At 61.9% G+C, this 24,252-nt stretch carries 20 protein-coding genes and 1 pseudogene; 12 read left to right on the top strand and 9 right to left on the bottom strand.

From position 1 onward, the window contains the following. Positions 1–122: 122 nt before the first annotated feature. Together LIY36_RS06625 and LIY36_RS06630 are read right to left on the bottom strand one after the other, a co-directional pair. A complete protein-coding gene (locus LIY36_RS06625) occupies positions 123–1,610 on the bottom strand; it encodes an aldehyde dehydrogenase family protein (protein ID WP_226455171.1) in 1,488 nt (495 codons plus the stop codon). Positions 1,611–1,717: 107 nt separating this feature from the next. Next, entirely contained in the window at positions 1,718–3,028 is a 1,311-nt protein-coding gene (locus tag LIY36_RS06630; RefSeq protein ID WP_226455172.1) for an alginate export family protein, read from the bottom strand. A 217-nt stretch (positions 3,029–3,245) separates the two neighbouring features. Between LIY36_RS06630 and LIY36_RS06635 the strand changes: the two genes are divergently transcribed. From LIY36_RS06635 to LIY36_RS06650, 4 genes are all read left to right on the top strand, one after another. Further along, a complete protein-coding gene (locus LIY36_RS06635) occupies positions 3,246–4,745 on the top strand; it encodes an APC family permease (protein ID WP_226455173.1) in 1,500 nt (499 codons plus the stop codon). Beyond that, entirely contained in the window at positions 4,711–5,274 is a 564-nt protein-coding gene (locus tag LIY36_RS06640; RefSeq protein WP_226455174.1) for a DUF3156 family protein, read from the top strand. Before LIY36_RS06635 ends, LIY36_RS06640 begins: the two co-directional genes overlap by 35 nt. A gap of 113 nt (positions 5,275–5,387) precedes the next feature. After that, positions 5,388–6,326 carry a transcriptional regulator FeaR gene (feaR, locus tag LIY36_RS06645; RefSeq protein ID WP_226455175.1) on the top strand — a complete coding sequence of 313 codons (939 nt, stop codon included), beginning with the start codon at positions 5,388–5,390 and terminating at the stop codon, positions 6,324–6,326. 242 nt (positions 6,327–6,568) lie between these two features. Beyond that, positions 6,569–7,027, top strand: coding sequence for an REP-associated tyrosine transposase (locus LIY36_RS06650; RefSeq protein WP_226455176.1), 459 nt, complete (start codon positions 6,569–6,571; stop codon positions 7,025–7,027). 167 nt (positions 7,028–7,194) lie between these two features. On the opposite strand, the gene LIY36_RS06655 is transcribed toward LIY36_RS06650, so the two are convergent. After that, entirely contained in the window at positions 7,195–7,560 is a 366-nt protein-coding gene (locus LIY36_RS06655; RefSeq protein WP_226455177.1) for a cupin domain-containing protein, read from the bottom strand. Positions 7,561–7,588: 28 nt separating this feature from the next. Further along, positions 7,589–8,887, bottom strand: coding sequence for an NAD(P)/FAD-dependent oxidoreductase (locus LIY36_RS06660; protein WP_226455178.1), 1,299 nt, complete (start codon positions 8,885–8,887; stop codon positions 7,589–7,591). A 207-nt stretch (positions 8,888–9,094) separates the two neighbouring features. Between LIY36_RS06660 and hpaR the strand changes: the two genes are divergently transcribed. Continuing rightward, positions 9,095–9,517: a homoprotocatechuate degradation operon regulator HpaR gene (hpaR, locus tag LIY36_RS06665; RefSeq protein ID WP_192297227.1), complete on the top strand. Its 423-nt coding sequence runs from the start codon at positions 9,095–9,097 to the stop codon at positions 9,515–9,517. Here hpaR and LIY36_RS06670 read toward each other — a convergent pair. After that, complete coding sequence (locus LIY36_RS06670; protein WP_226455179.1) at positions 9,514–10,818, bottom strand: MFS transporter; 1,305 nt, start codon at positions 10,816–10,818, stop codon at positions 9,514–9,516. The genes hpaR and LIY36_RS06670 overlap by 4 nt on opposite strands. A gap of 175 nt (positions 10,819–10,993) precedes the next feature. On the opposite strand from LIY36_RS06670, the gene hpaA reads away from it, so the two are divergent. Beyond that, positions 10,994–11,851: a 4-hydroxyphenylacetate catabolism regulatory protein HpaA gene (hpaA, locus tag LIY36_RS06675; RefSeq protein WP_226455180.1), complete on the top strand. Its 858-nt coding sequence runs from the start codon at positions 10,994–10,996 to the stop codon at positions 11,849–11,851. A gap of 97 nt (positions 11,852–11,948) precedes the next feature. Here the strand turns inward: hpaA and LIY36_RS06680 are convergent, their stop codons facing one another. Beyond that, entirely contained in the window at positions 11,949–12,743 is a 795-nt protein-coding gene (locus LIY36_RS06680) for a helix-turn-helix transcriptional regulator (protein ID WP_226455181.1), read from the bottom strand. 529 nt (positions 12,744–13,272) lie between these two features. On the opposite strand from LIY36_RS06680, the pseudogene LIY36_RS06685 reads away from it, so the two are divergent. From LIY36_RS06685 to LIY36_RS06695, 3 genes and pseudogenes are all read left to right on the top strand, one after another. Beyond that, positions 13,273–13,599 (top strand): annotated as a pseudogene (locus LIY36_RS06685) (condensation domain-containing protein); the annotation flags it as partial. Between the two features lie 577 nt (positions 13,600–14,176). Further along, complete coding sequence (locus tag LIY36_RS06690) at positions 14,177–14,920, top strand: ABC transporter permease (protein WP_226455182.1); 744 nt, start codon at positions 14,177–14,179, stop codon at positions 14,918–14,920. Beyond that, complete coding sequence (locus tag LIY36_RS06695) at positions 14,920–15,639, top strand: AAA family ATPase (protein ID WP_226455183.1); 720 nt, start codon at positions 14,920–14,922, stop codon at positions 15,637–15,639. The genes LIY36_RS06690 and LIY36_RS06695 overlap by 1 nt, the downstream gene beginning before the upstream one ends. Here the strand turns inward: LIY36_RS06695 and LIY36_RS06700 are convergent. The 3 genes from LIY36_RS06700 to LIY36_RS06710 form a co-directional block, all read right to left on the bottom strand. Then, positions 15,636–17,153 carry an ArnT family glycosyltransferase gene (locus tag LIY36_RS06700; protein WP_192296742.1) on the bottom strand — a complete coding sequence of 506 codons (1,518 nt, stop codon included), beginning with the start codon at positions 17,151–17,153 and terminating at the stop codon, positions 15,636–15,638. The two genes, LIY36_RS06695 and LIY36_RS06700, sit on opposite strands and share 4 nt — an antisense overlap. After that, the gene (gene arnT, locus LIY36_RS06705; protein ID WP_226455184.1) at positions 17,150–18,805 is read right to left on the bottom strand and encodes a lipid IV(A) 4-amino-4-deoxy-L-arabinosyltransferase; all 1,656 of its coding nucleotides are present in this window, start codon (positions 18,803–18,805) and stop codon (positions 17,150–17,152) included. The genes LIY36_RS06700 and arnT overlap by 4 nt, the downstream gene beginning before the upstream one ends. A gap of 187 nt (positions 18,806–18,992) precedes the next feature. Beyond that, the gene (locus LIY36_RS06710) at positions 18,993–19,667 is read right to left on the bottom strand and encodes a histidine phosphatase family protein (protein WP_226455185.1); all 675 of its coding nucleotides are present in this window, start codon (positions 19,665–19,667) and stop codon (positions 18,993–18,995) included. A gap of 274 nt (positions 19,668–19,941) precedes the next feature. Between LIY36_RS06710 and LIY36_RS06715 the strand changes: the two genes are divergently transcribed. The 3 genes from LIY36_RS06715 to LIY36_RS06725 are packed head-to-tail and all read left to right on the top strand — an operon-like array spanning position 19,942 to position 24,128. Continuing rightward, positions 19,942–20,610 carry an ABC transporter ATP-binding protein gene (locus LIY36_RS06715; protein ID WP_226455186.1) on the top strand — a complete coding sequence of 223 codons (669 nt, stop codon included), beginning with the start codon at positions 19,942–19,944 and terminating at the stop codon, positions 20,608–20,610. 1 nt (position 20,611) lies between these two features. After that, positions 20,612–23,074, top strand: coding sequence for an ABC transporter permease (locus LIY36_RS06720; RefSeq protein ID WP_226455224.1), 2,463 nt, complete (start codon positions 20,612–20,614; stop codon positions 23,072–23,074). Beyond that, entirely contained in the window at positions 23,064–24,128 is a 1,065-nt protein-coding gene (locus LIY36_RS06725; protein WP_226455187.1) for a lipocalin-like domain-containing protein, read from the top strand. Before LIY36_RS06720 ends, LIY36_RS06725 begins: the two co-directional genes overlap by 11 nt. The last annotated feature ends 124 nt before the right edge of the window (positions 24,129–24,252 follow it).

The raw sequence follows: 24,252 nt of genomic DNA on the forward strand, positions 1-24,252 counted from the left end.
GCTGGGTGGCGAAGCCGCCCCAAACGGGCCACCGCGGTATATCAGAAACACTGAGGTGCCTGGATTTGGGGCGGCTTCGCCACCCAGCGCGGGGCAAGCCCGCTCACTACCAAAGATGGGGGTCAGTAGCGGATCATCACCGATTTGAGCTCGGTGTAATCCTCAATGAATGCTGCGCCAAACTCCCGCCCAACCCCCGAGGACCGGTTGCCGCCAAACGGCACCGCCGGGTCGAGCAGGGTGTGCATGTTCACCCACAACGTCCCTGCGTTGATCGCCGGGACCATGCGCAGGGCCTTGCCCAGGTCGTTGGTCCACAGGCTGGCGCTGAGGCCGTAGGGGCCTCTGTTCATCAGTGCGAGCAGTTCGTCTTCGTCGTCATAAGGCAAAAAGGTCGCGATGGGGCCGAAGGTTTCTTCGTTGAGCAGGGTGTCGTGGGCATGGTTGGCGAGGATCACGGTAGGTTCGATGTAGCAGCCGGGACGGTCGAGCAGGGTGCCGCCATGGATGATGGTGTTGTGTTCGGCGCGGGCCTGGGCGATGTAGCCGAGTAGTTTGAGTTGGTGTTGATGGTGCGTGACCGGGCCGAATTCGGTGCGTTCGTCCAGGGGCGAGCCGATGGTCAGGCGGCTGAGACGCTGCTTGAGTTTTTCCAATACGGCATCGAGCTGCGAGCGATGCACGTAGAAACGCTCGGCCGCTGCGCAGATTTGCCCGGCGTGCAGGAAACCGGCTTCGAAGATGCCGTCCACGGCCTTGTCCACGTCCACATCGCGCAGGAACCCGGCGGCATTCTTGCCGCCCAGTTCCAGGGTGGCACGGGTCAGGCCGGCGCCCATGGCACTGCGGCCCACGGCGATGCCGGTGGGCACCGAGCCGGTGAAGGAGACTTTTTGGGTGTCTGGGTGTTCCACCAGGCCCTTGCCGACGTGGCCGCCGCCGGTCAGCACGTTGAGCACGCCAGCCGGCAGCCCGGCGTCAATCGCCAGCTCGGCGATGCGCAGGATGGTCAGCGGGGTGAATTCGCTGGGCTTGATGATGATGCTGCAACCGGTGACCAGCGCCGAGGCGAGTTTCCAGATGGCGATCATGGTCGAGAAATTCCACGGCACGATGCCCACCACCACGCCCACCGGCTCGCGCAGAGTAAAGGCGGTGTAGCGCTCGCCGTTGAACGAGGGCAGCGACGGGGTGATGGTCTGGCCGCTGATCTTGGTGGCCCAGCCCGCGTAATAGCGCAGGAAGTGCGCGGCCTGGTCGACCTCGAACGCACGGGCGATCTGGATGATCTTGCCCGACTGGCAGGTCTCGATCTGCGCCAGTTCTTCGCGGTTGCGCTCCAGCAGGTCGGCGAGCTTGAGCAGTACCTGGCCGCGTGTTGCCGGGGCGGCCTGGGACCATTGCGCGAAGCCGCGATTGGCCGAAGCCACGGCGGCGTCGATGTCGCTGAGGTCGGCATCGGCCACGTGGGCAATGACCTCGCCGTTGGCCGGGTTGACCACGGCCAGGGTCTGGCTGGAATGGCTGCGCACGCTGGCGCCGTCGATGAACAGCCCGTGGTCGCGACGCAAAAATGCTTCGACTTGAGGCAGCAGCGGAATATCGCTCATGGCAGGTTCCTGGCAGTTCACAAAGGAAAGGCCGAGGTTAACCAACGGCCCCCCTCGGTGGCTTGACTGTGCCTGCCAGGTTTCCTGCCTGTGCCTGCCTGCGCCGTTCAGAACGGCACGGCGACCAGCAACTGGCTGTAGACGTTGGTGCCGTTGCCACCGACCTGGTTGCCGCCGGTCTCGGCATCCTTGTTGGGCTTATACAGGCCCAGCAACGGCGTGATGATCAGGTGCTCGTTCACCGCCCATTCGGCGTACAGGTCCAGCTCGCGGCCATCCAGGTTCAACTGGCCACGGGTGCTGACGGTGCTGTAGTCGAAAAACAGCGCACCGAGGGTGAGGTTTTCCCGCGGCTTGAGCTTGAGCCCCACGTGCTGCACCGTCGTATTGGTGTTGAACGGCCCGGAATAATTGCCCGCCACTTCGCCCTGGACCCAGGTGCCCAGGCCGCGATTGAAACCGCTGAACATCGCGTCCCAGTTCTTCGAATAGCGTGCGTAGCGGTAGGTCAGGTCGGGTGACCACGGCAGGTCGGCGAAGGTATAGCCCGCTTCGGCGTAACCGGCGTTTTGCTGGCTGTCGCGACGGTCCTGGCGCGCCAGTTCAAACGCCAGGTGCGCGTTGTCGATGCCCGCATTGCCCGCGCCGCGCAGGCTGTAGAGGTTCATACCCTTGCGCTGGCGCTGTACATCGGTGGCGTAGCGCTCGTCCACATCGATGCCATGCATATAGGTGAGCCCCAGGGTGCCGGGTGCAGCGCTGTATTCCAGAGTGCCGGCGGCCATTTCGGTCATGGCCTGGGCCGGGTTGTCGGACTTGAACCACAGCAGGCTGCCGTGCACGCCGTCCTTGCCGCCGAGGCGGAGCACGGCGGTCTTGTCGAAGGCGTGCCGCGCGGCGATGTAGTAGGCGCCGCCGCGATTGAACTGGCCATCGCCGACGCCTTTGCCGAGGTTGGGGCCGTCGTCGTTGAGGATGAAACCATCACCCAGCATCAGCACTTGGCGGCCGAACGACAGGTCCACGCCATCCTTGCCCAGTACCGGGAACAGCTCACCGGAGCGCCAGCCGGCGAAGGCTTCGTCAAACTTGGTGGTGCGCTCGCGGCCGGTGGTGACGCCGGACGCGTCGCCATCGCCCCAGGTGCCGGAACTCACCAGATTCGCCGTGCCGTAGACGCCACCAAAGCTGCCCAGGTTCTGCTCGACACTCAGGCCGTACTTGATGAACGCTTCACGCCAGGTGGAACCACCGCTGCGGCCATCATAGTTTTTCGGGCTGTTGAACAGGCCGTACACGGCGAGGAAGTTGCCGGTGACTTTGCTGTCGGCATCGGCATACAGCTCGACCGCCTGCGCATGGCTCGCCAGCAGCGCGAACGCCAGGCCAAGGCCGCGATTTTTCAGGGTGTGCACCATTGTTATTGTCCCCATCTTGGTTAAGAGTGAGGGCGCATTAGGGCCAGCGCGCAGGCGTAAGTCTTTCCTCTGCGTGCCAGGCAATTGACCCTGGCCGCCACGCCGCCCGCGGTGGCAGGCAGCAACAAAAGCGGCGGCAGACAGGGGCAAGACGCTCGACACGGGTGGGGCGCAGAGTGCCGACACATTCCAGAAAACCGCTTTCGAGGACCCCACCATGTCGAGCAATGACCGACTCACCGCGCACCTCAACCGGGGCACGGTAGGTTTCCCCACCGCGCTGGCCAGTACCATCGGCCTGATCATGGCCAGCCCGGTGATTCTCACCGCCACCATGGGCTTCGGCATCGGCGGCAGCGCGTTTGCCCTGGCGATGCTGATCGCCGTGATAATGATGCTGGCCCAGGCCACGACCTTTGCCGAAGCCGCCGCCATCCTGCCCACCACCGGCTCGGTGTACGACTACATCAACTGCGGCATGGGGCGTTTTTTCGCGATCACCGGCACCTTGTCCGCCTACCTGATCGTGCATGTGTTTGCCGGCACGGCCGAGACCATCCTCGCCGGGGTGATGGCGCTGGTGAACTTCGAACACCTCAATACCCTGGCCGAGTCGGCCGGTGGCTCGTGGCTGCTGGGGGTGGGGTTCGTGCTGGTGTTCGGCGTGCTGAACGCGTTTGGTGTCAGCGCGTTTGGCCGTGCGGAAATCATCCTCACCTTTGGCATGTGGACCACCCTGATGGTCTTCGGCGTCCTTGGCCTGATTGCCGCGCCGGCGGTGCAGTTGGACGGCTGGTTCGGTGCGTCGCTGGTGGGCACCGATGTGATCACCGTGCTGTCGCTGGTGGGCATGGCGATGTTCATGTTTGTCGGCTGCGAATTTGTCACGCCGTTGGCGCCGGACTTGCGCCAGTCGGCCAAGGTGATGCCGCGCGCGATGATGCTCGGGCTGATGGGCGTGGCGTCGTGCATGTTCATCTATGGCGCGGCGATGAAGCGCCAGGTGGAAAACGTAGTGCTCGACGCCACCTCGGGCGTGCACCTGCTGGACACCCCGATGGCCATCCCCAGGTTCGCCGAGCAGGTGATGGGGCAGGTCGGCCCGCTGTGGCTGGGCATCGGGTTTCTGTTTGCCGGTGCGGCGACCATCAACACCCTGATGGCGGGCGTGCCGCGGATTCTCTACGGCATGGCGGTGGACGGCGCGCTGCCCAAGGTCTTTACCTATTTGCACCCGCGCTTCAAGACGCCGCTGCTGTGCATCCTGGTGGCGATGCTGATCCCGTGCCTGCACGCGCTGTATCTGGGCGGCAACACCGACACCATCATGCACTTGGTGCTGGCGGCGGTGTGTGCCTGGAGCTTTGCCTACCTGCTGGTGACGCTGTCGGTGGTGATCCTGCGCATTCGTCGCCCGGATCTGCCACGGGCGTACCGCTCGCCGTGGTTCCCGCTGCCGCAGATCGTGTCGAGCGCGGGCATCCTGCTGGGCATGTGGTTCATCACGCCACCGGGGATGAACCCGGCCGACATCTACGTGCCGTTCGGCGTGATGCTCGGCGGTACGGCGCTGTATGCGTTGTTCTGGACCCTGGTGGTGCAGAGGGTCAACCCGTTCAAGCCCGCCTCGGTAGAAGAGGTGTTGGCCAAGGAATTCAGTTATCACGCGGAGCAGGCTGGCCATGGTTATAGCGACTTTGCGGCAAAAGCTGTTTGAGCTGTTTCGCGCCGATCGAGCGCCGTCGGGCTATCGCCCGGGGCTGACCCTTGAGCGTTTGCGGCGCAACCTCGGGCTGGCGCAGCTTGAGGTGGATGGCGTGGCGTTCGAGATTGTCGAGCGCACCGAATCACAGTTGTTGATGCACCTGGTGCTGACCGAATTTGTACTGCGCGTGCCTGCTGCGACACAGGGCATGGCATGCCTGGAGGTGCACCATGGCGGCGCGATTCGGCGCAGCGGGATGCGCGTGCGTCAGCGTGGCGGTGACCCGACGCTGGGGCGTGAACTGCAGGCGTGCATCGAGGCGGATGCGGCGTTGTTCGCGGCGCTGATGCCCCTGGACTTCAAGCGCCTGCGCATCGGCCTGCAAGGCGGGCAATGGTGCGTGCGCCTGGAGCATATGGGCGGCAGTGAGGTGGTCAATCGCCTGCCGGCGTTCCGGCGGTACATCGCGTTGAGCGCTGTGCAGCGCGAGCATCTGCTCGCCAGCCTGGCGGGCCTGCAACGGCTGTTGTCGAGCCGCTGATTGGCATCATTAGTGCAACCGTAATGGGCAGACAGGTTGTTGTTGCGCGCATATAGCTAACATGTTAACTATTGCCCGAGAACAACAAAAAGAAGCCATTGCGGAGACACCCCATGAGCATCCCTCAGCGTGCGCACGACGGGCTGGACACTTGGAATCGGGAGCTGCGCGCCGCGTGCGGCTATTTCGATACGGAACTGGCGTTCAACCGCTCGCTGTTCATCGGCGAGATCAGCAACTTGCCGCGCGGCCTTGCCATGCTGCGCACCAATGCCGGGCTGATCAAGCGCCCGGCGCACCACGCCGACCACGACAACGACCAGGACTGTTTCCTGGTCAGCCAGCGCAGCGGTTACTCGCAGATTGTACAGAACGGCCAGACCCTGCAACTGGCGCCTGGCGAGATGCTGCTGATGGACTCGGTGGGCTCCATTGAGATCATCCCCTTCGGCCTGATCGAACACGCCTCGCTGTCCCTGTCGCGCGCCGATGTGTGCAAACACCTGGGTGGCGATGGACGTGCGTTCGGCAAGATCTCCTCGACCAAAGCCTGCGGGCGCATGTTGCATGTGTTGATGGATCAACTGTGCAAGGACAACTCAGAGGATGGCGGCGGTGAAGTCGAGGCGCTGCAATCGGCTTTTGTCTCGCTGCTGGGCTCGGCGTTGGAGCAGGGCGATGACGGCCGCGAGGGCGTGGCGTCGTTGCAGGGCAACAACCTGCGCAGTTATGTGCAGAAGGTCATTGACGAGTCACTCAGCCAACCGGGCCTGAGCCCGATCGGCCTGGCCAACCGCTTGAACATCTCGGTGCGCCACTTGTACCGGTTGTTTGAGGAGCAGGACGACAGCGTCTGCCGCTACATCCAGCGCGCACGGCTCAAACGCAGCGCGGATGATTTGACCAACCCGTTCTTGCGCAGCGAGTCGATCACCTCGATCGCCTACAAATGGGGCTTTACCGACTCGGCGCATTTCAGTCGTTCGTTCAAGAAGCAGTTTGAAGTGTCGCCGAAGGATTTCCGTTCGAGCCGGATGCAGGCGGCGGGCTAGACCGGGGCATTTGTAAGGCGCCGTAGTGAGCGGGCTTGCCCGCGCTGGGTGGCGCAGCCGCCCCAACAAGACCGCTGCGGTGTTTCAGGAGGACCGCGGCGCCTGGGTTTGGGGCGGCTGCGCCCCCCAGCGCGGGGCAAGCCCGCTCACTACAGACGTATTTGGTCACTATGTGGGGCTGGTTGGCTGTAAATCGCTGGCTAGTGTTAATGCTCTTAGGGACTTTGCCCAGGAGCAACGGATTGCGCTCAACACCTCAAACCCATCGTCTGCGTCACGGCCGCTACTCGGAGCACGGACGCAGCTACCTCATCACTATTGTCACTCACCACCGCCAGCGCTTGTTCACCGACCTGTTCCTCGGTCGCCTACTGGTGGCCGAGTTCCGCCAGGTGCACGAGCTGGGTCTGGTCGACTCGCTGGCGTGGGTCATCATGCCTGATCATCTTCATTGGCTGTTTGAGCTAAAGCAGCAGACGCTGGGCGACGTGGTACGTCGTATCAAGTCGCGCAGTACGCTGACGATCAACAGGTGTCGACAAAGCCAAGCGCGTGTATGGCAACCCGGTTATTACGATAGGGCTGTGCGTGTGGAGGATGATATTCGCACTATGGCGCGTTATATCGTGGCTAACCCGTTGCGGGCTGGTTTGGTTGAACACCTAGGCGACTATTCACTCTGGGACGCCACCTGGCTCTGATTGTAGTGAGCGGGCTTGCCCCGCGCTGGGGGGCGAAGCCGCCCCAATAAGACCGCTGCGGTGAGTCAGGTAATCCGCGGTGTTTGGATTTGGGGCGGCTTCGCCCCCCAGCGCGGGGCAAGCCCGCTCACTACAAGGGTCAGGGGGGCCCCGGAGCGAAGGGTTTGTCAGGCAACGGCAAAGTAGTGTTTGACGAAACTCTCGCTGACCACTTCCCACAACACCGGCGTGCCCTGGGTGACGAACCAGCTGTCACCGGTCTTGAAGCGTGTGGACTGGCCGGTGGACTCGTCGGTGAGGATCACTTCCCCGGTCACGACGGTGGCCTGCTCATTGAACGGATAGACCATGCGGAACTTGCCCTGTGTCGTACCGAAGTAGGCGCTGCTGATCGCGTCGGTAGGTGCACCAAAGGTCATTTTGCCGAAGGCACGCACTTCGCCTTCGAGGATTTCGGAACCGAGGTCGGCCACGCTGCCCCAGGCGTCGAGTTCGGACAGCTGGATATTGTGCTTGAGGGTGGTAAGGGTCATGGCAGTTGCTCCTGATGAGTAAAAATATTTAGCGGCGCCCGTTCCAATAGCCGGAAAGTTGGTGCCAGGATTTGCCCGCCGTCAGCAGCAAGGGGCGGATGGCGTCCTTGCCGATAATGGTCGGGCGCGGGATTGAGCTGAGCAGGTCATAGCGCGCCGAGCCTTCGCTCATGCCTTCGGCCAGGACCTTGCAGATGATGTGGCTGGGGGTCACGCCAAAGCCGGAATAGCCCTGCACGAAAAACGCATTGCTGCGCCCCGGCAAGGTGCCGATCTGCGGGAACAGGTTGGGGCTGCACGCCATCGGGCCGCCCCAGGCGAGGTCGATTTTCACCTCCTTGAGGTACGGGAAAATCTTCAGCATAAGGTGGCGGTTCCACGCCTTGAGATCGCCGGGAATATGCTCCACCAGCGGCGTCGCGGCACCGAACAGCAGGCGGTTTTCATTGGTCACGCGGTAGTAGTCGATCACCGGGCGGATGTCGCTGTAGGCCCCGCGAATCGGGCTGATGCGCTGGATCAATTCTTCGGGCAACGGCTCGGTCATCATCTGGAACGCATAGGTTTTGATGGTCGAACGGTGCAGCTGCGGTTCCAGTTTGTTGAGGAAACTGTCACAGGCCCACAGCAGCTTGCTGGCCCGCACCGAACCGCGCCCGGTGCGCACGGTGATGCGTTCGCCGTAGCTGACCTCCAGCGCCGGGCTGTTCTCGAAAATCCGCACGCCGTGGCTGGCCAGCGCGGTGGCTTCGCCCAGCAGCAGGTTCAACGAGTGCACATGGCCGCCGCCCATGTGCAGCAGGGCACTGGTGTAGGCCTTTGAACCGATGATCTGCTGCACGTCGGAGCCGCCGAGAAAGCGGATCTCGTGCTGGCTGTTGATCGACTTGAAATCTTTCTCCCAGGCACGCAGGGTTTTTTCCTGGCGGGCGTTGAAGCCCATGTAGCCGTAGCCGTGGCAGAAATCCGCATCGATGTTGTACTTGGCGATGCGGTGCTTGATGATGTCGGCGCCCAGGTCGCTGATCTCGAACACCTGGCGCAGGCCGTCTTCGCCCACGTCCTTCTTGATCTTCTCCAGGTCGTGGCCGATGCCGGCCATGATCTGCCCGCCATTGCGGCCGGTACCGCCAAAACCGAGGTAGCGCGCTTCCAGCACGACGATATTGGTGAGACCTTTTTCGGCCAGCTCCAGGGCCGTGTTGATCCCGGAGAAACCGCCGCCAATCACCACGACGTCGGCGTCGATGTCCTGCTCCAGGGTCGGGAAACTCAGGTTGTACTTCTTGGTGGCGGTGTAATACGTGGGGGTTTCGATGTTGATCATGGCGCAGCCTGAAAGGTGAAGGAAGGCGCTAAAGCGGATGCCTCCATTAAGGGCCCTGACGGGGTGGAAGTCTTGATCCTGCGTGCCCGGGGTTTTGATTCTGGGCGCCACCGGCAGCACGCGCCAAACGTATAGCGCGCACTTGGCGGCAGGGAATGCTAGAGTTTCGTTAAATTATTAATCAAATCCATCGTGACCCTGATCCCTATGCTCAAACCTCGCCAGTCCCTGACCTTGATCCTGTTGCAAGCCCGCGAAGCCGCCATGAGTTTTTTCCGCCCGTCCCTGAATGAGCACGGCCTGACCGAGCAGCAGTGGCGCATCATCCGCATCCTCGAACAGCACGGTGAGCTGGAGATTTACCAGCTGGCCGAACTGGCCTGCATCCTCAAGCCGAGCATGACCGGCGTGCTGGTACGCATGGAAGCCGCCGGCATGGTGCATCGCCGCAAGGCCGAGCAGGACCAGCGCCGCGTATTGGTGACCCTGGCGGACAAGGGCAGGGAAAGTTTCGAGGCCATGAGCTCGTGCATGGAAGCCAACTACCAGCGTTTGCAGGATGAATTGGGCGACGAGAAATTGCAGACCCTGTTGGGCCTGCTCGATGACCTGAAAAACATCAAGCGCTAGCGCGGATTGACGATGGCGGCGTGGGTGCGCAGCACCAGCAAACCGCCGAGCGCGATGAACAGCGCAAGCACGTAGAGCGCCAGGCTGGCGCTCTGGGTGGCATCGCGCATCCAGCCGATCAGGTACGGTGCGAGGAACGCTGCCACGCTGCCGAACGAACTGATCATCGCGATGCCCGCCGCCTGGGTGGTGTTGGACAAAAACGCCGGCGGCAGTTGCCAGAACATCGGCAACGCGGCGCTCGCGCCCATGCCTGCCAGCACCAGCCCGCCCATCACCAGCAGCGGGTTTTCCGGCGCCAGCCCGGCGACGGCAATGCCCAGCGCCGCCATCAACAGCGGCACGCACAGGTGCCAGCGGCGTTCACGCAAGCGGTCGGACGAGCGCCCACAGCCGATCATGAAAAAACACCCGGCCAGGTACGGCACGGCGCTGAGCAGGCCGACCTGGCTGTCGCGGCCGATGCCCGCGCCGTGGATCAGGGTCGGCATCCAGAACGCCAGGGTGTTCACTGCCAGCATCACCGCAAAGTACACCGCGACCAGCAGCCACACCTGCGGGTCACGCAGGATGCCGCTGAACGAGGTGATGGTCTTGCGTTGTTCTTCGCTGCGCAGTTGCGCATGCAGTTGCTGCTTCTGCGCGGCGCTCAGCCACGGCACCGAGTCGAAACCATCCGGTAGCCACTTGAGCACCACCAACCCCAACAGCACCACGGGCGCGCCTTCGATCAGGAACATCCACTGCCAGCCGCGCAGGCTGCCTACGTTGTGGAAGTGTTCGAGGATCGCCCCCGACAACGGCCCGCCCAACACCCCGGCCATCGGCACCGCAATCGCGAACAGCGCGGTGACCTGGGCACGTCGGCGTGCCGGATACCAGCGGTTGAGAAACACCAGGATCCCCGGGAAAAACCCGGCCTCGGCCACCCCCAGCAAAAAGCGCAGCACGTAGAAGCCACGGGCGCTTTCCACCCACAACATGCCGGTGGACAACAGGCCCCACACCACCATCAGGCTGGCGATCCAGCGCCTCGGCCCGACGCGGTCCAGCGCCATGTTGCTGGGCACGCCAAACAGCGCGTAGGCGATAAAAAACAACCCGGCGCCGAAGCCGTAGACCGTGTCGCTAAAGTGCAGATCGCTGCTCATCTGCATCTTGGCGAAGCCGATGTTGATGCGGTCCAGATGGGCGAACAGGTAACACACCAGCAGCAACGGCATGAGGCGCCAGGTGACTAAACGATGGGTGCGATCGTGCTCGGCCAGCTCGCGGCTGGCGATGGAATTGACGGTGCTCATAGTGTTGTACTTTTTGTTTGAGTGGCCGTGGGGAGAAGGGCCTGTCGCGGCCCGCCTCGAACAATCACGCCGACCTTGCGGCAGATCGTTCATGTGTTAACGTTATATTTAATATGTTAACTACCGTCAAGCGTGGCAAAATCCAGCAGCGTTAAAACAACAAGAAGAGAGCAGCGTGAAGCCGATCCCCAACATCAACATCGGGCAGGTCTACGACCAGCGTTACAGCGACGCCGAGGTGCATTACGACCGGCTGGCCAACCTGGCGGGATTTTTCGGGCGCAACATGCCGGTGCATCGGCATGACCGGTTTTTCCAGGTGCATTACGTCAAGAGCGGCGTAGTGCGGGTGTATCTGGACGATCGCCAGTACGTCGAATCGGGGCCGATGTTTTTCCTCACGGCGCCGACGGTGCCCCACGCCTTTGTCACTGAAGCGGACGCCGATGGGCACGTGCTGACGGTGCGCCAGCAGTTGGTATGGGCATTGATCGATGCCGATCCCAGCCTCGCCTCAGGCTCGGCTTGCGTCGCATTGGCGCCTGACAGCCAGGGCCTGGATCAACTCTTCGAAGAACTGTGTAGCGAGATCAACGCCGAGCGGGCAGGGCGCGCCGCCGCCCTCGACAGCCTCACGCGGTTGATCATGATCCGCTTGCTGCGTCTGTGCGCCCACTCCCTGCCGGCACGTCCGACGCGGCATGAAGACCTGCGCATCTTCCATCGTTTCAACGAACTGATCGAAGCCCACTACCTGGAACACTGGCCGCTGGCCCGCTACGCCGAGGCAATTGGCGTCACGCCGGCCAGGCTCAACGAGGTGTGCCGACGCCTGGCCGACCTATCGTCCAAGCGCCTGATCCTGGAGCGGGTGATGCAGGAAGCCAAGCGTCTGCTGCTGTTTACCGGCAGCTCGGCGAATGAAGTCTGCTACCAGCTGGGGTTCAAGGACCCGGCGTATTTCAGCCGGTTTTTCCTGCGTTATGCGCAACTGACGCCGGGGGAGTATCGGTTGCGGCAGTCGGGGCTTTGACGCCCCACGCGCCGCCCAGCGCGGTGTACAGGTTGACCTCGGCCACCAGCGCCCAGCAGGCAGGCCAGGGCCAGCGTGGAGAATCTGAGGTTGTGCATCAGGCGCCCACCATCCATTTGGCCAAACCATGCCGGCCGCTCACGCCCAGCTTGGCGGCGGCGCGCTTGAGGTAGGTTTCGATCGAGCTGTTTTTCACGCTGAGTTTTTCCGCCATCTGCGGCACGGTGCCGCCGGTCAACAGCCCCAGGCACACCTCCTGCTCGCGCGCCGACAGGGTCACCTCGCTGAGGGCCAGGCGCTTGTAGAACTCACGTTGCAACTGCGACTGCTCGAGTGAGGTGGGGGCCGGTTCGCTGTCGACGGCGGGGGCCTGGCGCAGGATCTGCGCGTGGCGCTCCATCAGCGGCAGCAGGGTGTCCGACAGGCACTTGAGAAACGACAACTCGGCCAGGGAAAACCCGCGCTGGGTCGGTGGGCGGTAGAACGAAATCACACAGCGCCGGTTGCCCTGGCGTGACACCAGGTTGCACTGGTGCGAACCGCCCCGGGGATGGGCGCTATGGGCCTTGGCCTTCATCTGGATCAGCAACGGGTCTTGCATGTGCAACATGTCCCGCAACAGGGGATGGTCGCTGGGCGGGTGCACGATCTGCGGTGCTGACAAAGCCTGTTTGATCCCGGCGCTGCCCAGCAACTTGATGTCGAGCACCGTGTCGCGCGCTTCGTCGAGGGTCCATTCGCTGAGGTCCACCAGATGGATCGGCACCCACTTGTCCACCAGATGCAGCATGTTCGCGGCAAAATCCCCGTGGCCGCTGTTGGCAATCAACTCACCCATTTCGGCATAGAAATGCGGGCTCTCGGGGGTGCCAATGCTCTGCGTCAAACTCATAGCCATCTCATCCTTGATGTCAAAAACCGTCAGCGGACACCCTGGCGGGTTCGGGGCGATCCGTTCTTCCAGAACAGTCATCGGCGCTCGAAAATCCATTCAACCAGGGGATTTTTCCTACGTATGTAGCGGAAATGCGTGACAGAAGCTGCCATAAAAATAACGTCATTAATTCGACGTTTCTGAAAGGCAATTCCGCCAAAAAAAAATCATGGAGTGCCGTGCTTATTAATTAAGTAATTGAAATAGGAAGGAAAATATTTTCGTTGAGAGCATCCGTTGCTCATCGACATCGGGAAGATGTAGCCAATCTCCTACAACTATTTAATCGTTTCAGCACTGAGTCGTTCGCCAAGCCCGTTGCTATCCATTTGGATGTCCGGGTTTCGGCTGACAGACAGTCCCCGGGGCCCATGCTCAAATCCGGCAATTTCGCCGTAATGGGCCTCTCTGCGCGGTCAGTGCCCGACCTCCATGAGAAGGATCTTATGCAGCATTTTCCCCTCCCGCCCTACAGGACATCTGGCTCGACCAACTCAAGCAGGATTTCCGCCACCAGCGGTTCCCCCTGAGCGAGATGAACCGCGAGCTTGGCCTGCGGCGTACAGATCGCGGGCAGTTGTTTGATTTGTCGGTGTCGTTCGAACAGGACGACCATGACCTGCGCTACGCAGAGGCCCAGGGGCGGGCGGTCAAGGTCTCCAACCACCACGAGCCGCTGCCGATTGCCTTCCACCTGCGCAGCAACTGTCAGCAGGGCAGCGCGCTCTGGCATTGCGTGTACAACGAGGCGTATTTCCTGCACGACGACGTGCAGGCGCTGACCCAACGGTTTACCTGGCTGCTGGAGCAGGGCCGGCACCGAGCCTGGATGCGCGGAGCTTGTTCAGCCAGCCGACGTTGGCGTTGCTGGCGGCACGGACCACTACCCAGGTACAACGCGTCGAAGTCCCGCAAACCGCCATCCCCCAACTCAACCGACGGCGCCGAATTTGATTGTAGTGAGCGGGCTTGCCCCGCGCTGGGGGGCGAAGCCGCCCCAAACGGTCCGCCGCGGTGTTTCAGGGGGGAGTGCATCTGGGTCGAAATAATGACGCCGTTGGTCGGATGTTTTTCCGAATCATGAAAGCCCGACGTTGCATTGTGCGGGATATTTTTGCTCAGACATTATTGGTCGTATTAGTGCCGTTATTTGGAGGGTGCTAATTTTGTTTGTTAGGGTTTTTATTTTTACTCGAAAGTGTCTAGCGTCTCTGGAATATGTAGGCAATTCTCGGTTTTCTGAATTCTTTGAATGAAACTTCCTAAACATATTAGATGATGGTTCTAAGTGAAAAGGGTTCACGGGTTTGCGAAATTTCGCAGAATAACTAAATTGTGTTTGTTATTTCATTGATGGTTTTGTCATCTGGTGCCATTCCCTGAGGTGTACCATGACCCACTACTCAGCCTTCAAGCCGTTATTACTAAGCATGCTTTTTATAAAAGAGCAGTTGAAAGAGCCCGTCGCGCTGTTCTGGATTGTTATTTCACCGGTAGTCACGTTTTATCTGATCAACTACGCACGAGCCCCGCAGGGCGGAGTGTCGGGCGGGTATCTCTCAAGCACTTCATGGTTTTACTCTTTTGTCTCTTCAAGCGTCGCGCTGTTTGGGTTGGCATTTTATGTGGTGGGCCGTAGGGAAAGTGGGTTTCTTCGCTCGTTTGTGTATACGCCGCAGACAAAGGCAATTTTTATGGTTGGGCAGTTTCTGGCCTATTCCGTTATGTCGATAACCTATTGTGCCGCATTCTACGTATTGACCCGTGCGTATTTTGGTGTGATGGACGTTGGCGAGTTCGTGGTGATTGTTGGCAGGTTTTATGTTTGTTTCTTGCTGTTTTCCACGCCGGCGCTTTTATTGACACTACTGCCTATGGGCTTTCAAAACACCAACACGTTGTTTTCGATGTTGTCATTTTTAATGTTGGCGCTGGGGATTGTCAGCCTTGGGGTGTCTCAGTCTTCGTTCGCGAAGCTCATGCATTTAAATCCTATGTGGTGGGCAAACCGGATTATGCAGTTTGGTGTGGTTGAGTCTTTGCAGATAGTGGTGGTCGTGATTGCTTTATTTATATGTTCGTTCTGGATGACGTTGCGCTTTTTATGGGTCAATCCGGTATGGAGTCGTTACTGATGAAACAGCTTGTCGTCACTTCCCTTGATGTGAACTACGGGCAGCATGTCTTGTTTCGTGGTGCCTCGTTGCAGGTGCGGGCGGGTGCAATCTCTGGTTTGTTGGGCCCCAATGGTTCTGGCAAGACCACGTTCTTTGATGTGCTCTGTCGCTTGAAAACAATAGACGGTGGGGTGATAGACAATGCTTTTTCAAAGCTGCTTTATCTGTCGCAGGTGATCAGCACGCCTGCCGTGTTTCGCATGTTTGATATTTTCAAGATGATGATGCTGTTTTGCTCCGACTCGAAAGTCACGCAACAGCATGCGCTGGAAAAGATCGAGCAGTGGAGCCCTGGCATTGCAGAACGCTACTGTGAAATCTGGAACAAGAAATCGTCCCTGTGCAGCTACGGGGAAAAGCGTTGGTTCTTCACGTTGTCATTGTTGTGCGCGAATGCAGACCTGGTGATCCTGGACGAGCCCACCGCCGGGGTGGACCCTGAGTTTCGCCATCACATCTGGAGATGCCTGGAGGGCGCGGCGGCGCAAGGTGTCGCCGTGCTCGTGTCATCGCACAATGTCGATGAAATCGTTGCTCACTGCGATGACTTTTATATGCTCAGCCAGCGGCGCTTCAATCACTTCACCGATGGGCAAGGCTTTATGACGGCCTATGGCGCCAGCACGCTGGATGAAGCGTTCATCCATGCTGCGAGCCTGCCGAAAGGGGCGCCTTAACGCCCCGGCAAAAACGCCACGCTGCCTTCCTCACGTTTCTTGAACATGCGCTCGCCGTTATCCGGTTGGGTGACGATCACCTGGTGGTCCGCCCCCAGGTACGCCAACGGCGTCGGGTCGTCTTTGCTGAATTGCGCGACGATGAGGGTGTGCTGCGGGTCGAAGTGCCGGCCGCTGGTTTTGTCCAGCCAGGCAATGAACGCGGCGCTGTCGCCCTGGCGCGGGAAGTCCTGGTCCTGGGCCACGTAGTAGAACGGTTTGCCGCCGTTTTGCAGGTACATCGGCAGCTTGTTGTCGACTTCCACCAGCACCATTTGCCATTGCTCCCAAGGCGCGCGTTTGACGGCTTCGGCGCGCACGTCTTCGGCGAAGCGGGTCACGCCGCCGTTGCCGTTGGTCCAGGGATACGCCACGCCAAGTATCAGCAGCAACAGGCCCGCGGCGATGCCAAACCCTGTGCGCCAGCGTGGCCGGGCGGCCGGTTTTTTCAGCAGGTGTTCCTGCAGCCACCAGGCGCCGAGCAGTTGGGCAAACGGCACCAGCGGCAGCACGTAATAGCTGCGGCGGCTGCCGCTGGCGGTGAAGAAGATGAACAGCAGGCCCAGGCCCCACACCAGCCAGCGCACGTTGGGTGGCGTGGTGCGCCAATGGCGCAGGGCAAGCCACAGGCCGAGCAGCCAGCAGGGTGTCCAGGGCAAGGTGTAGGCGGGCAGGTAGATCAGGTAGGTATAGATCGGCCCCATATGGTCAAAGGGGTCGAAGAAGCGCACTACGTTTTCCCGGAACACCAGGGCCAGGCCGCTTTGGCCATAGGTTGGCGTGCCGTAGAAGTGCGACAGCACGAACGGCACCGCATACACCCCGGCGGCGATCAGCAGCGCCAGCAGCAGGCGCAGGTTGAGGTGACGTTTGTAGCGTTGTTCGCTGAGCAGGTGCGGCAGCAGCACCAGGCCCGGCAGCACAAAGCCGATCAAGCCTTTGAACAGGGACGTCAATGCCAGTAGCAGGAAAAACACCGTGTAGCGTCCCAGCCGCGTGTCATCCGGGCCGCGCCAATACCACCACACCGCCGCCAGCACGCCGCACACGGTAAGCACATCCGCGGTGGCGACCCGTGCCCAGAACATGAAGTAGAAGGTGGTGGCGAGCATCCAGCCTGCAAGCAGGCCGGTGCCCTTGTGCAGCAGGCGTGCGCCGATCAGGTAGACCAGCCACACGCTCAACCACGCCGCCAGCACCGACGGCAGGCGCAACGACCACGGGCCCAGGCCACCCATCACGTGGGCCAGGCCGGTGATCAGCCAGTAGGAGGGCAGGGGCTTGTCGTAGTAAGGCACGCCCTTGAGGTAGGGATCGAAGTAGTCGCCGCTTTGCAGCATGTGCAAGGCGATGTCGGCCCAGCGCGTTTCCGGGCCCCACAGGTCACGGCCGCCGAGGCCCGGCAAGAGCATCAATGCCGTGACCGCCAGCAGGAGCAGCAGGGCGCCGTGTTTCTCTGTGAATCGCTGGTTCATGGCAGCTTCGGATAAATGATCAGTTGCAGGTAGCCCTTGTCATACCGCGTGCCACCGAGGGGCAGTTGCCCGGCCTGACGCATTTCACTGGTACTGCCGACGCGGATCAGCACGCCCACCGAACCTTTGCGGCGGGCGTCCCTCAGCCAGTCTTCAACCTGGTCCAGGCTGATCTTGCGTTGTGCGCTGTCCGGATATTGCAGGCCATAGCGCAGCTCGCCTTCGGTCTCATACAACCCCACTTCGGGCCGTTGCAGGCGCCAGGCGAGGGCGCTGGCACTTTCCAATTCGTTGCTGAGCAAGGCACTGGTTTGCTTGAGTTCGTCCAGGTGCTCCAACACAAACTGGTCGGGCATTTCGTTGTCGGTGACTTGCGCCGGCATGCTCGCCGGCAACAGCACCACCAGCAAGCCGATGCCCAGCACCGGCATCGCCCACAGCGTCAGCGGGCGGAACGCTTGCAGCAGGTTCGTGAGGATCCAGCCCAGCAGCACGATGAACATCAGCGATAGGCTGAACATCTCCGCGTGGCTATTGCCATACGGCGGCCTGGTGATTTGCAGGTAGATCAGCGCCACCATCGCCGCCATGCCGATGCCAAAGTTGAGCATGCCGTTGACGCGGATCGAGCGCGATTTGCCCTGTTGTACCAGGTCGCTCAGCGCATGCCCCATCAACAACGCCAGCGGCAGCAGGCACGGCATGATGTAGGTGGGCAGCTTGCCTTTGCTCAGGCTGAAAAGGAACAGCGGCAACAACAGCCACAGCGCAAGAAAGCCCACCGCCGGCTGGCGTTTTTGCGTCCAGGCCTTGCTCAAGGTGGCCGGCAATAGCGCAGCCCAGGGCAGGCACGCCACCACCATGATCGGCAGGAAGAACCACCACGGCCGGGCGTGTTGAGCGGTGGCTCCGCTGAAGCGGCGGACATGTTCGTTCCAGAAGAAGAACCGCCAGTAGTCCGGTTCTTGCACATGGATCGCCCATACCCAGGGCAGGCACAGTAGCAGCGCCACCGCCATGGCCAGCGGGCCATAGCGCAACAACTCGCCCAGGCGCCGCTGCCAGAGCATGTAGGGCACGGCGATCAGCACCGGCAGCGCCCAGGCCAGGAAACCCTTGGTCATGAAGCCCATGGCGCAGGCCCCGCCCAACATTGTCCACGCGGCCAGGCGACCACGGGTGGTGGTGTTGTCGAGGGCAAACCACAGCGCGACCAGGCTGAGGTTGACCCAGAAGGTGAATTGCGGATCGAGGTTGGAGTACCCGGCTTGCCCGGCGACCAGGCCAAAGCTCAGGTACAGCAGCGCACAGGTCAGGCTCTTGCGTGGATCGTTCCACATCCGCCGTGCGATCAGATAGGCCAGCAGCACGCTGAGGGCGGTGGTCACGGCCGAGGCGATGCGCACACCGAACAGGTTCTGGCCAAATATCGCCTGGCCGAGGGCGATGAGCCAATAGCCGGCGGCAGGTTTTTCGAAGTAACGCACGCCCATGAAGTGCGGTGTGACCCAGTTGCCGCTCAGCAGCATTTCCTGGCTGATCTGGGCGTAGCGGGTTTCATCCGGGATCCACAAACCGTGCAGGCCCAGGGGTAACAAATAGAATGCGACAACGGCCAGCAACAGCAGCGGCAGGGGTTTGAATCGGGTCATGAAAACGTCGCTCCTTGACGTTCGCGGCAAGCGGGAGAGGGTATGAAAGTCATAGCGTAAAACATTGAAGTTTCCACTAAGTCACTGAAAATATTCATGACGTCCTTAACTAACAGGCACAACTAAACATGCCAGAAGTTGGCTGTCGTTTTGCTGAACATGGGCTGGGGCGGTAAGTATTTAAGTTCTAGAGTTGCTTGAGTACGGCGGGCCAATCCTTGTTGTTGACGATGCCCAGAGTCTTGAACTTGCCGTTCGCCAGCACCTGCACGAACAGTGCGCTGCCGTACTCGGGGAACGTCGCGTGGGGGAAACCCAGGGTCTTTTCGAAGTCGGCGATGCAGCCGCTGTGGGTGACGAAGACCAGATTGCGGCCAGGCAGTTTGTGGCTGAGCATTTCTTCACCCATGGCCGCGCCGCAGATGGCTCTTTCGCCTGAGCTGAACTCACTTTTGTCAAACATGAAATGCACCGTCTGGGCGGTTCGCACGGCCGGGCTGGCAAGGATGTCGCTGGCCTCCATGCCCAATGAATTAAAGGCTTTGCCGAGTTTTACCGCCTGTTGGCTGCCATTCACGGTCAGACCTTCGGGAGGGCCCAGGCAAGGATTGGCGGAGCGGTCGCAGCGCTCTTCATGGCGCACCAGCACAATCACCTCGCCGCTGTGCCAATGGGCCAACAGGCCTGAGCTGAGCAGCCGGCTGCCGACGCCCAGATCGGGCGGTGACGACGGCCATAACATCGCGCCGGTGAGCAGCAGGCCGACGGCCGCAGTGCCGATCCAGAGCCTTCGCAGGCGTTTGATAACGGCTCGGATTGAGCGCGGTTTGGTCAGAGTAAGGTCAACCACACTAATCACCATGGGCACTGTTGGCAGTGTTAAATCAAACAGGCGCAACGTTACAAATAGAAGCCCGTAGTGGAACTGGAGCGTGGCACAGGGCTGCTGTCTTTTCGCTGAACATGTGAGTGCTAGAAGTTGCCATTGCTACCGGCGGAAAAGTTGCAGGTATTTGGCGTGTGATGGGCAATTTAGAGGGCGATGGGTGGGCAACCGGTGAAATCCATGTGAAAAATTTGCGTGAGCCTGTCGGCCAACCGTTATTCTCGATTTCAGTCCTTTGGTGAGTGCTCCCATGTTGCAGGTGCAAGGTGTCTTTAAAAGCTACGCAACCCCGCAAGGTCCGCTGGCGGTGCTGGGCGAGGTCGACTTGCAACTGCCGGCGCGCAGCAGCCTGGCGCTGATGGGCGAGTCGGGCAGCGGCAAGAGCACCTTGTTGCATCTGGTGGCCGGTCTGGACCGGGTGGATAGCGGCAGCATCCGCGTCGGTGAGCAGCGCCTTGATCAACTCGGTGAGGCACAACTGGCCGATTGGCGTCGCACCGAAATCGGCCTGGTGTTCCAGCAGTTCAACCTGATCGGCAGCCTGCGCGTCGACGACAACCTGGCCTTCCAGGCGCGCCTGGCCGGGCGGTTTGACCCGCGATGGCAAGCGCAATTGGTGGAACGCCTGGGCCTGGGCGACTTGCTCAAGCGTTATCCCGAACAGCTCTCCGGCGGCCAGCAGCAACGGGTCGCGGTGGGGCGGGCGTTGGCGTCGCGTCCGGCGCTGCTGTTGGCCGATGAACCCACCGGCAACCTCGACGAAGCCACCAGCGATGAGGTACTGCAATTGCTGTTGGACCTGTTGCGCGACAGCCCCACCAGCCTGTTGATGGTCACCCACAGCTCGCGCATCGCCGCACGCCTGGAGCGTCAAGTGGTGCTGCACCGTGGCCGGGTTGTCCCGGCGGACGCTGTTTGAGATGGCGGTGTTTTACTGGGCCTTGCGCGCACTGCTGAGCCACTGGCGGCGCCATCCCGTGCAGTTTTTCAGCGTGTTGACCGGGTTGTGGCTGGCCACGGCGTTGCTGACCGGGGTGCAGGCCCTCAACAGCCAGGCGCGGGACAGTTACGCGCGGGCCAGCCAATTGATCGGCGGCGAGCCCCAGGCCAGCCTGAGCGCGCCGGATGGGGCGAGTTTCCCCCAGGCGCTGTTCGCCGAGTTGCGCCGGATGGGGTGGCCGGTGTCACCGGTGGTGCAGGGGCGGGTGCAGCTCCAGGGGCATGAAGACACGCGCCTGCAATTAATGGGCATCGAGCCGTTGTCGCTGCCGGGCGGCGGCGCGGTGGCGGGCCAGCGCTTGAGCCAGGCGCAGATGCTGGCGTTCTTCGAGCCGCCGGGGCGTACCTGGATCGCGCCGCAAACCCTGCATGCCCTCGGGTTGCAGGAGGGCGACCAGCCGTTGACCACCAACGGACATCGCCTGGCGCCGTTGCAGGTCCGGCAGGACATGGCCCCCGGCGTGCTGCTGACCGACGTTGGCTTCGCCCAGCCCGTGCTGGACATGCCCGGGCGTCTGTCGCGCTTGCTGCTGGACAAGGCCTACGCCGCCGCCCAGCCCACGCCACCCGCCGGGTTGCAACTCAGGCAGGGCGAAGACAACAACTTGTCGCGCCTTACCGAGAGCTTTCACCTGAACCTCGATGCCCTGGGCTTTTTGTCCTTTGTGGTGGGGCTGTTTATCGTGAACGCCGCCATCGGCCTGGCCCTGGAGCAACGTCGTGGCCTGTTGCGCACCTTGCGCGCCTGCGGGGTCAGTGCGCGGCTACTGATCCTCAGCCTGGCCGTGGAACTGGGCGTGTTGTCCTTGCTCGGCGGCGTGCTCGGGGTGGCCAGCGGTTATGTGCTGGCGAGCCTGCTGCTGCCGGATGTGGCGGCGAGCTTGCGGGGCCTCTATGGCGCCGAAGTCGCTGGCCAATTGAGCCTGAGCCCGTGGTGGTGGGCCGCCGGGCTGGGCCTGAGCCTGCTCGGCGCGCTGCTTGCCGGCGCCAGTAGCGTGTGGCGGGCGGCGCGTTTGCCCTTGCTGGCGCTGGCCAATGCCCAAGCCTGGCACGACGCCCATGGGCGCTGGTTGCGCCGCCAGGGTTGGGTTGCCGCCGCCGCGCTGTTGATCGCGTTGCTCGCGCTGCTGCTGGGCGACAGCCTGGCCGCCGGTTTTGTGCTGATGGCGGCCTTGCTGCTGGGGGCGGCGCTGGGCTTGCCGGTGATGCTCAATGGCGTGCTCAAGGCCGTGCTGGGGCGCAGTCGCTCGGTGCTGGGGCAATGGTTTCTCGCTGACTGCCGCCAACAGCTGCCCGCGTTGAGCCTGGCGTTGATGGCACTGTTATTGGCCCTGGCGGCAAATATCGGCGCGGGCTCCATGACCTCGGGGTTCCGCCAGACGTTCAACAACTGGCTGGAGCAACGCCTGACGGCCGAGCTGTACCTCAATCCGCAAAACCCGGCGCAAGCCGAACAGCTCAACGCCTGGCTGGTGCAACAGCCGTTGGTGCAGGCGGTACTGCCGACCTGGCAGGTCGCCGTGCAATTGCGCGGTTGGCCGGCGGATCTGTTCGGTGTGGTCGACGACCCGACCTATCGCCAGCATTGGCCGTTGCTCGAGGCTGCGAGCGCGCCGTGGGACCGCTTGCTGCAAGGCGACAGCCTGATGCTCAGCGAGCAATTGGCGCGGCGACTGTCGGTGAAACTGGGGGATACGGTCAGTATTCCCACACCCCGAGGCGTCTGGTCGCCCGTCCTGGTGGGGATTTATGCCGACTATGGCAACCCCAAGGGCCATCTGTTGGTCAATGCCAAGCACCTGCTGGCGCACTGGCCGACCCTGGCGCCGGCACGTTTCAACCTGCGGGTGTTGCCACAGGATGTGCCGCCGCTGGTGCGTGAAGTGCAGCGCGGGTTTGCCCTGGAGGACAGTCGCATCGTCGATCAACAGCAACTCAAGGGCTGGTCGAGCCAGGTGTTCGAACGCACCTTTGCCGCCACTGCGGCGCTCAACAGCCTGACCCTTGGCGTCGCCGGCGTGGCGCTGTTTATCAGCCTGTTGACCCAGAGCCAGAGCCGCCTCGGTCAACTTGCGCCGCTGTGGGCGCTGGGCGTGACACGGCGGCAATTGATGTTGCTGAACCTGGGGCAGACTTGGCTGTTGGCGGTGCTCACGCTGGTCCTCGCCGTGCCCCTGGGGCTGTTGCTGGCGTGGTGCCTGGATGCGGTGATCAACGTGCAGGCGTTCGGTTGGCGCCTGCCGTTGCAGGTGTTCCCGTGGCAGCTTGCGCAGTTGCTGGCACTGGCGCTGCTGGCCACCTTGCTGGCGTCGGCCTGGCCGCTGTGGCAGCTGTACCGCAGTCGTCCGGCGGACTTGTTGAGGACCTTTGCCCATGAAGATTAGAGCGACGTTGTCCGCGGTTTTGCTGCTGTTGGGCGCGTGCGACAAAGTCCCGGCGCCCGAGGAAAGCTTCGCCGGCCTGGGCAGCGCGGCGGCGGACTTTGCCCAGGTGGTACCCGGCAGGGTGTTCAGCTTTCCTGGCGACCATGGCCCTCACGACGGTTTTCGCATCGAGTGGTGGTACGTCACCGCCAACCTCAAGGACGCCCAAGGCAATGAATTCGGCGTGCAATGGACGCTGTTTCGCAATGCGCTCAAGGCCGGGCCGACGCAGCCCGGCTGGCACGACTCGACGGTTTGGCTGGGCCACGCCGCCGTCACGTCCGCCACGCGCCACTACGCCGCCGAACGCTACGCCCGCGGCGGCGTCGGCCAGGCCGGCGCGCAGGCGGTGCCGTTCAATGCGTGGATCGACGACTGGGACTTCGCCAGCCAACCTGGCGCCGCGAGCCCACTGGCCGACATGCGACTCAAGGCCAGTGGCGCGCAGTTCGCCTATGACCTGCACCTGACCTCCAGCCGCCCGCTGGTATTGCAAGGGGACAAGGGCTACAGCCGCAAATCCGACCAGGGCCAGGCATCGTACTACTACAGCCAACCGTTTTTCCGCGCCAGCGGCAGCGTCAGCATCGACGGCCACACCTATCAGGTCAGCGGTCCCGCGTGGCTCGACCGCGAATGGAGCAGCCAACCCCTCGCCGCGGGCCAGACTGGCTGGGACTGGTTCTCCCTGCACCTGGACAGCGGTGAACAGTTGATGCTGTTCCGCGTGCGTCAGCAGGACGGCGCGGGTTACCTCACCGGCACCTGGATCGATCAGCAGGGTCAGGTCCAGACCCTGCACAACGCCGACATCCAACTGACACCGTTGGCGACCACCACTCTTGACGGGCGCACGATTCCCACGCGCTGGTCACTGAACATTCCCGGCAAACAGCTGGACATCACCCCAACGGCGCTCAACCCGAACGCCTGGATGAACCTTGGTATTCCCTACTGGGAAGGACCGGTGCAGTTCGACGGTGGGGTGGGTTACCTGGAAATGACCGGTTATTAGGCTGGTTTCTGTCAGCACTCTTTCTGCGCCTATGTAGGCCGCTTCCCAAATTGAATGGTCGCCCCCTGGGCTTGTGTCCGGGGCGGCAGTGCCTGCTTATATTTCGACGCCATCTCCATTGGAT

It is taken from the genome of Pseudomonas sp. AF03-9, from assembly GCF_020515815.1.
Classification (GTDB): Bacteria; Pseudomonadota; Gammaproteobacteria; order Pseudomonadales; family Pseudomonadaceae; genus Aquipseudomonas.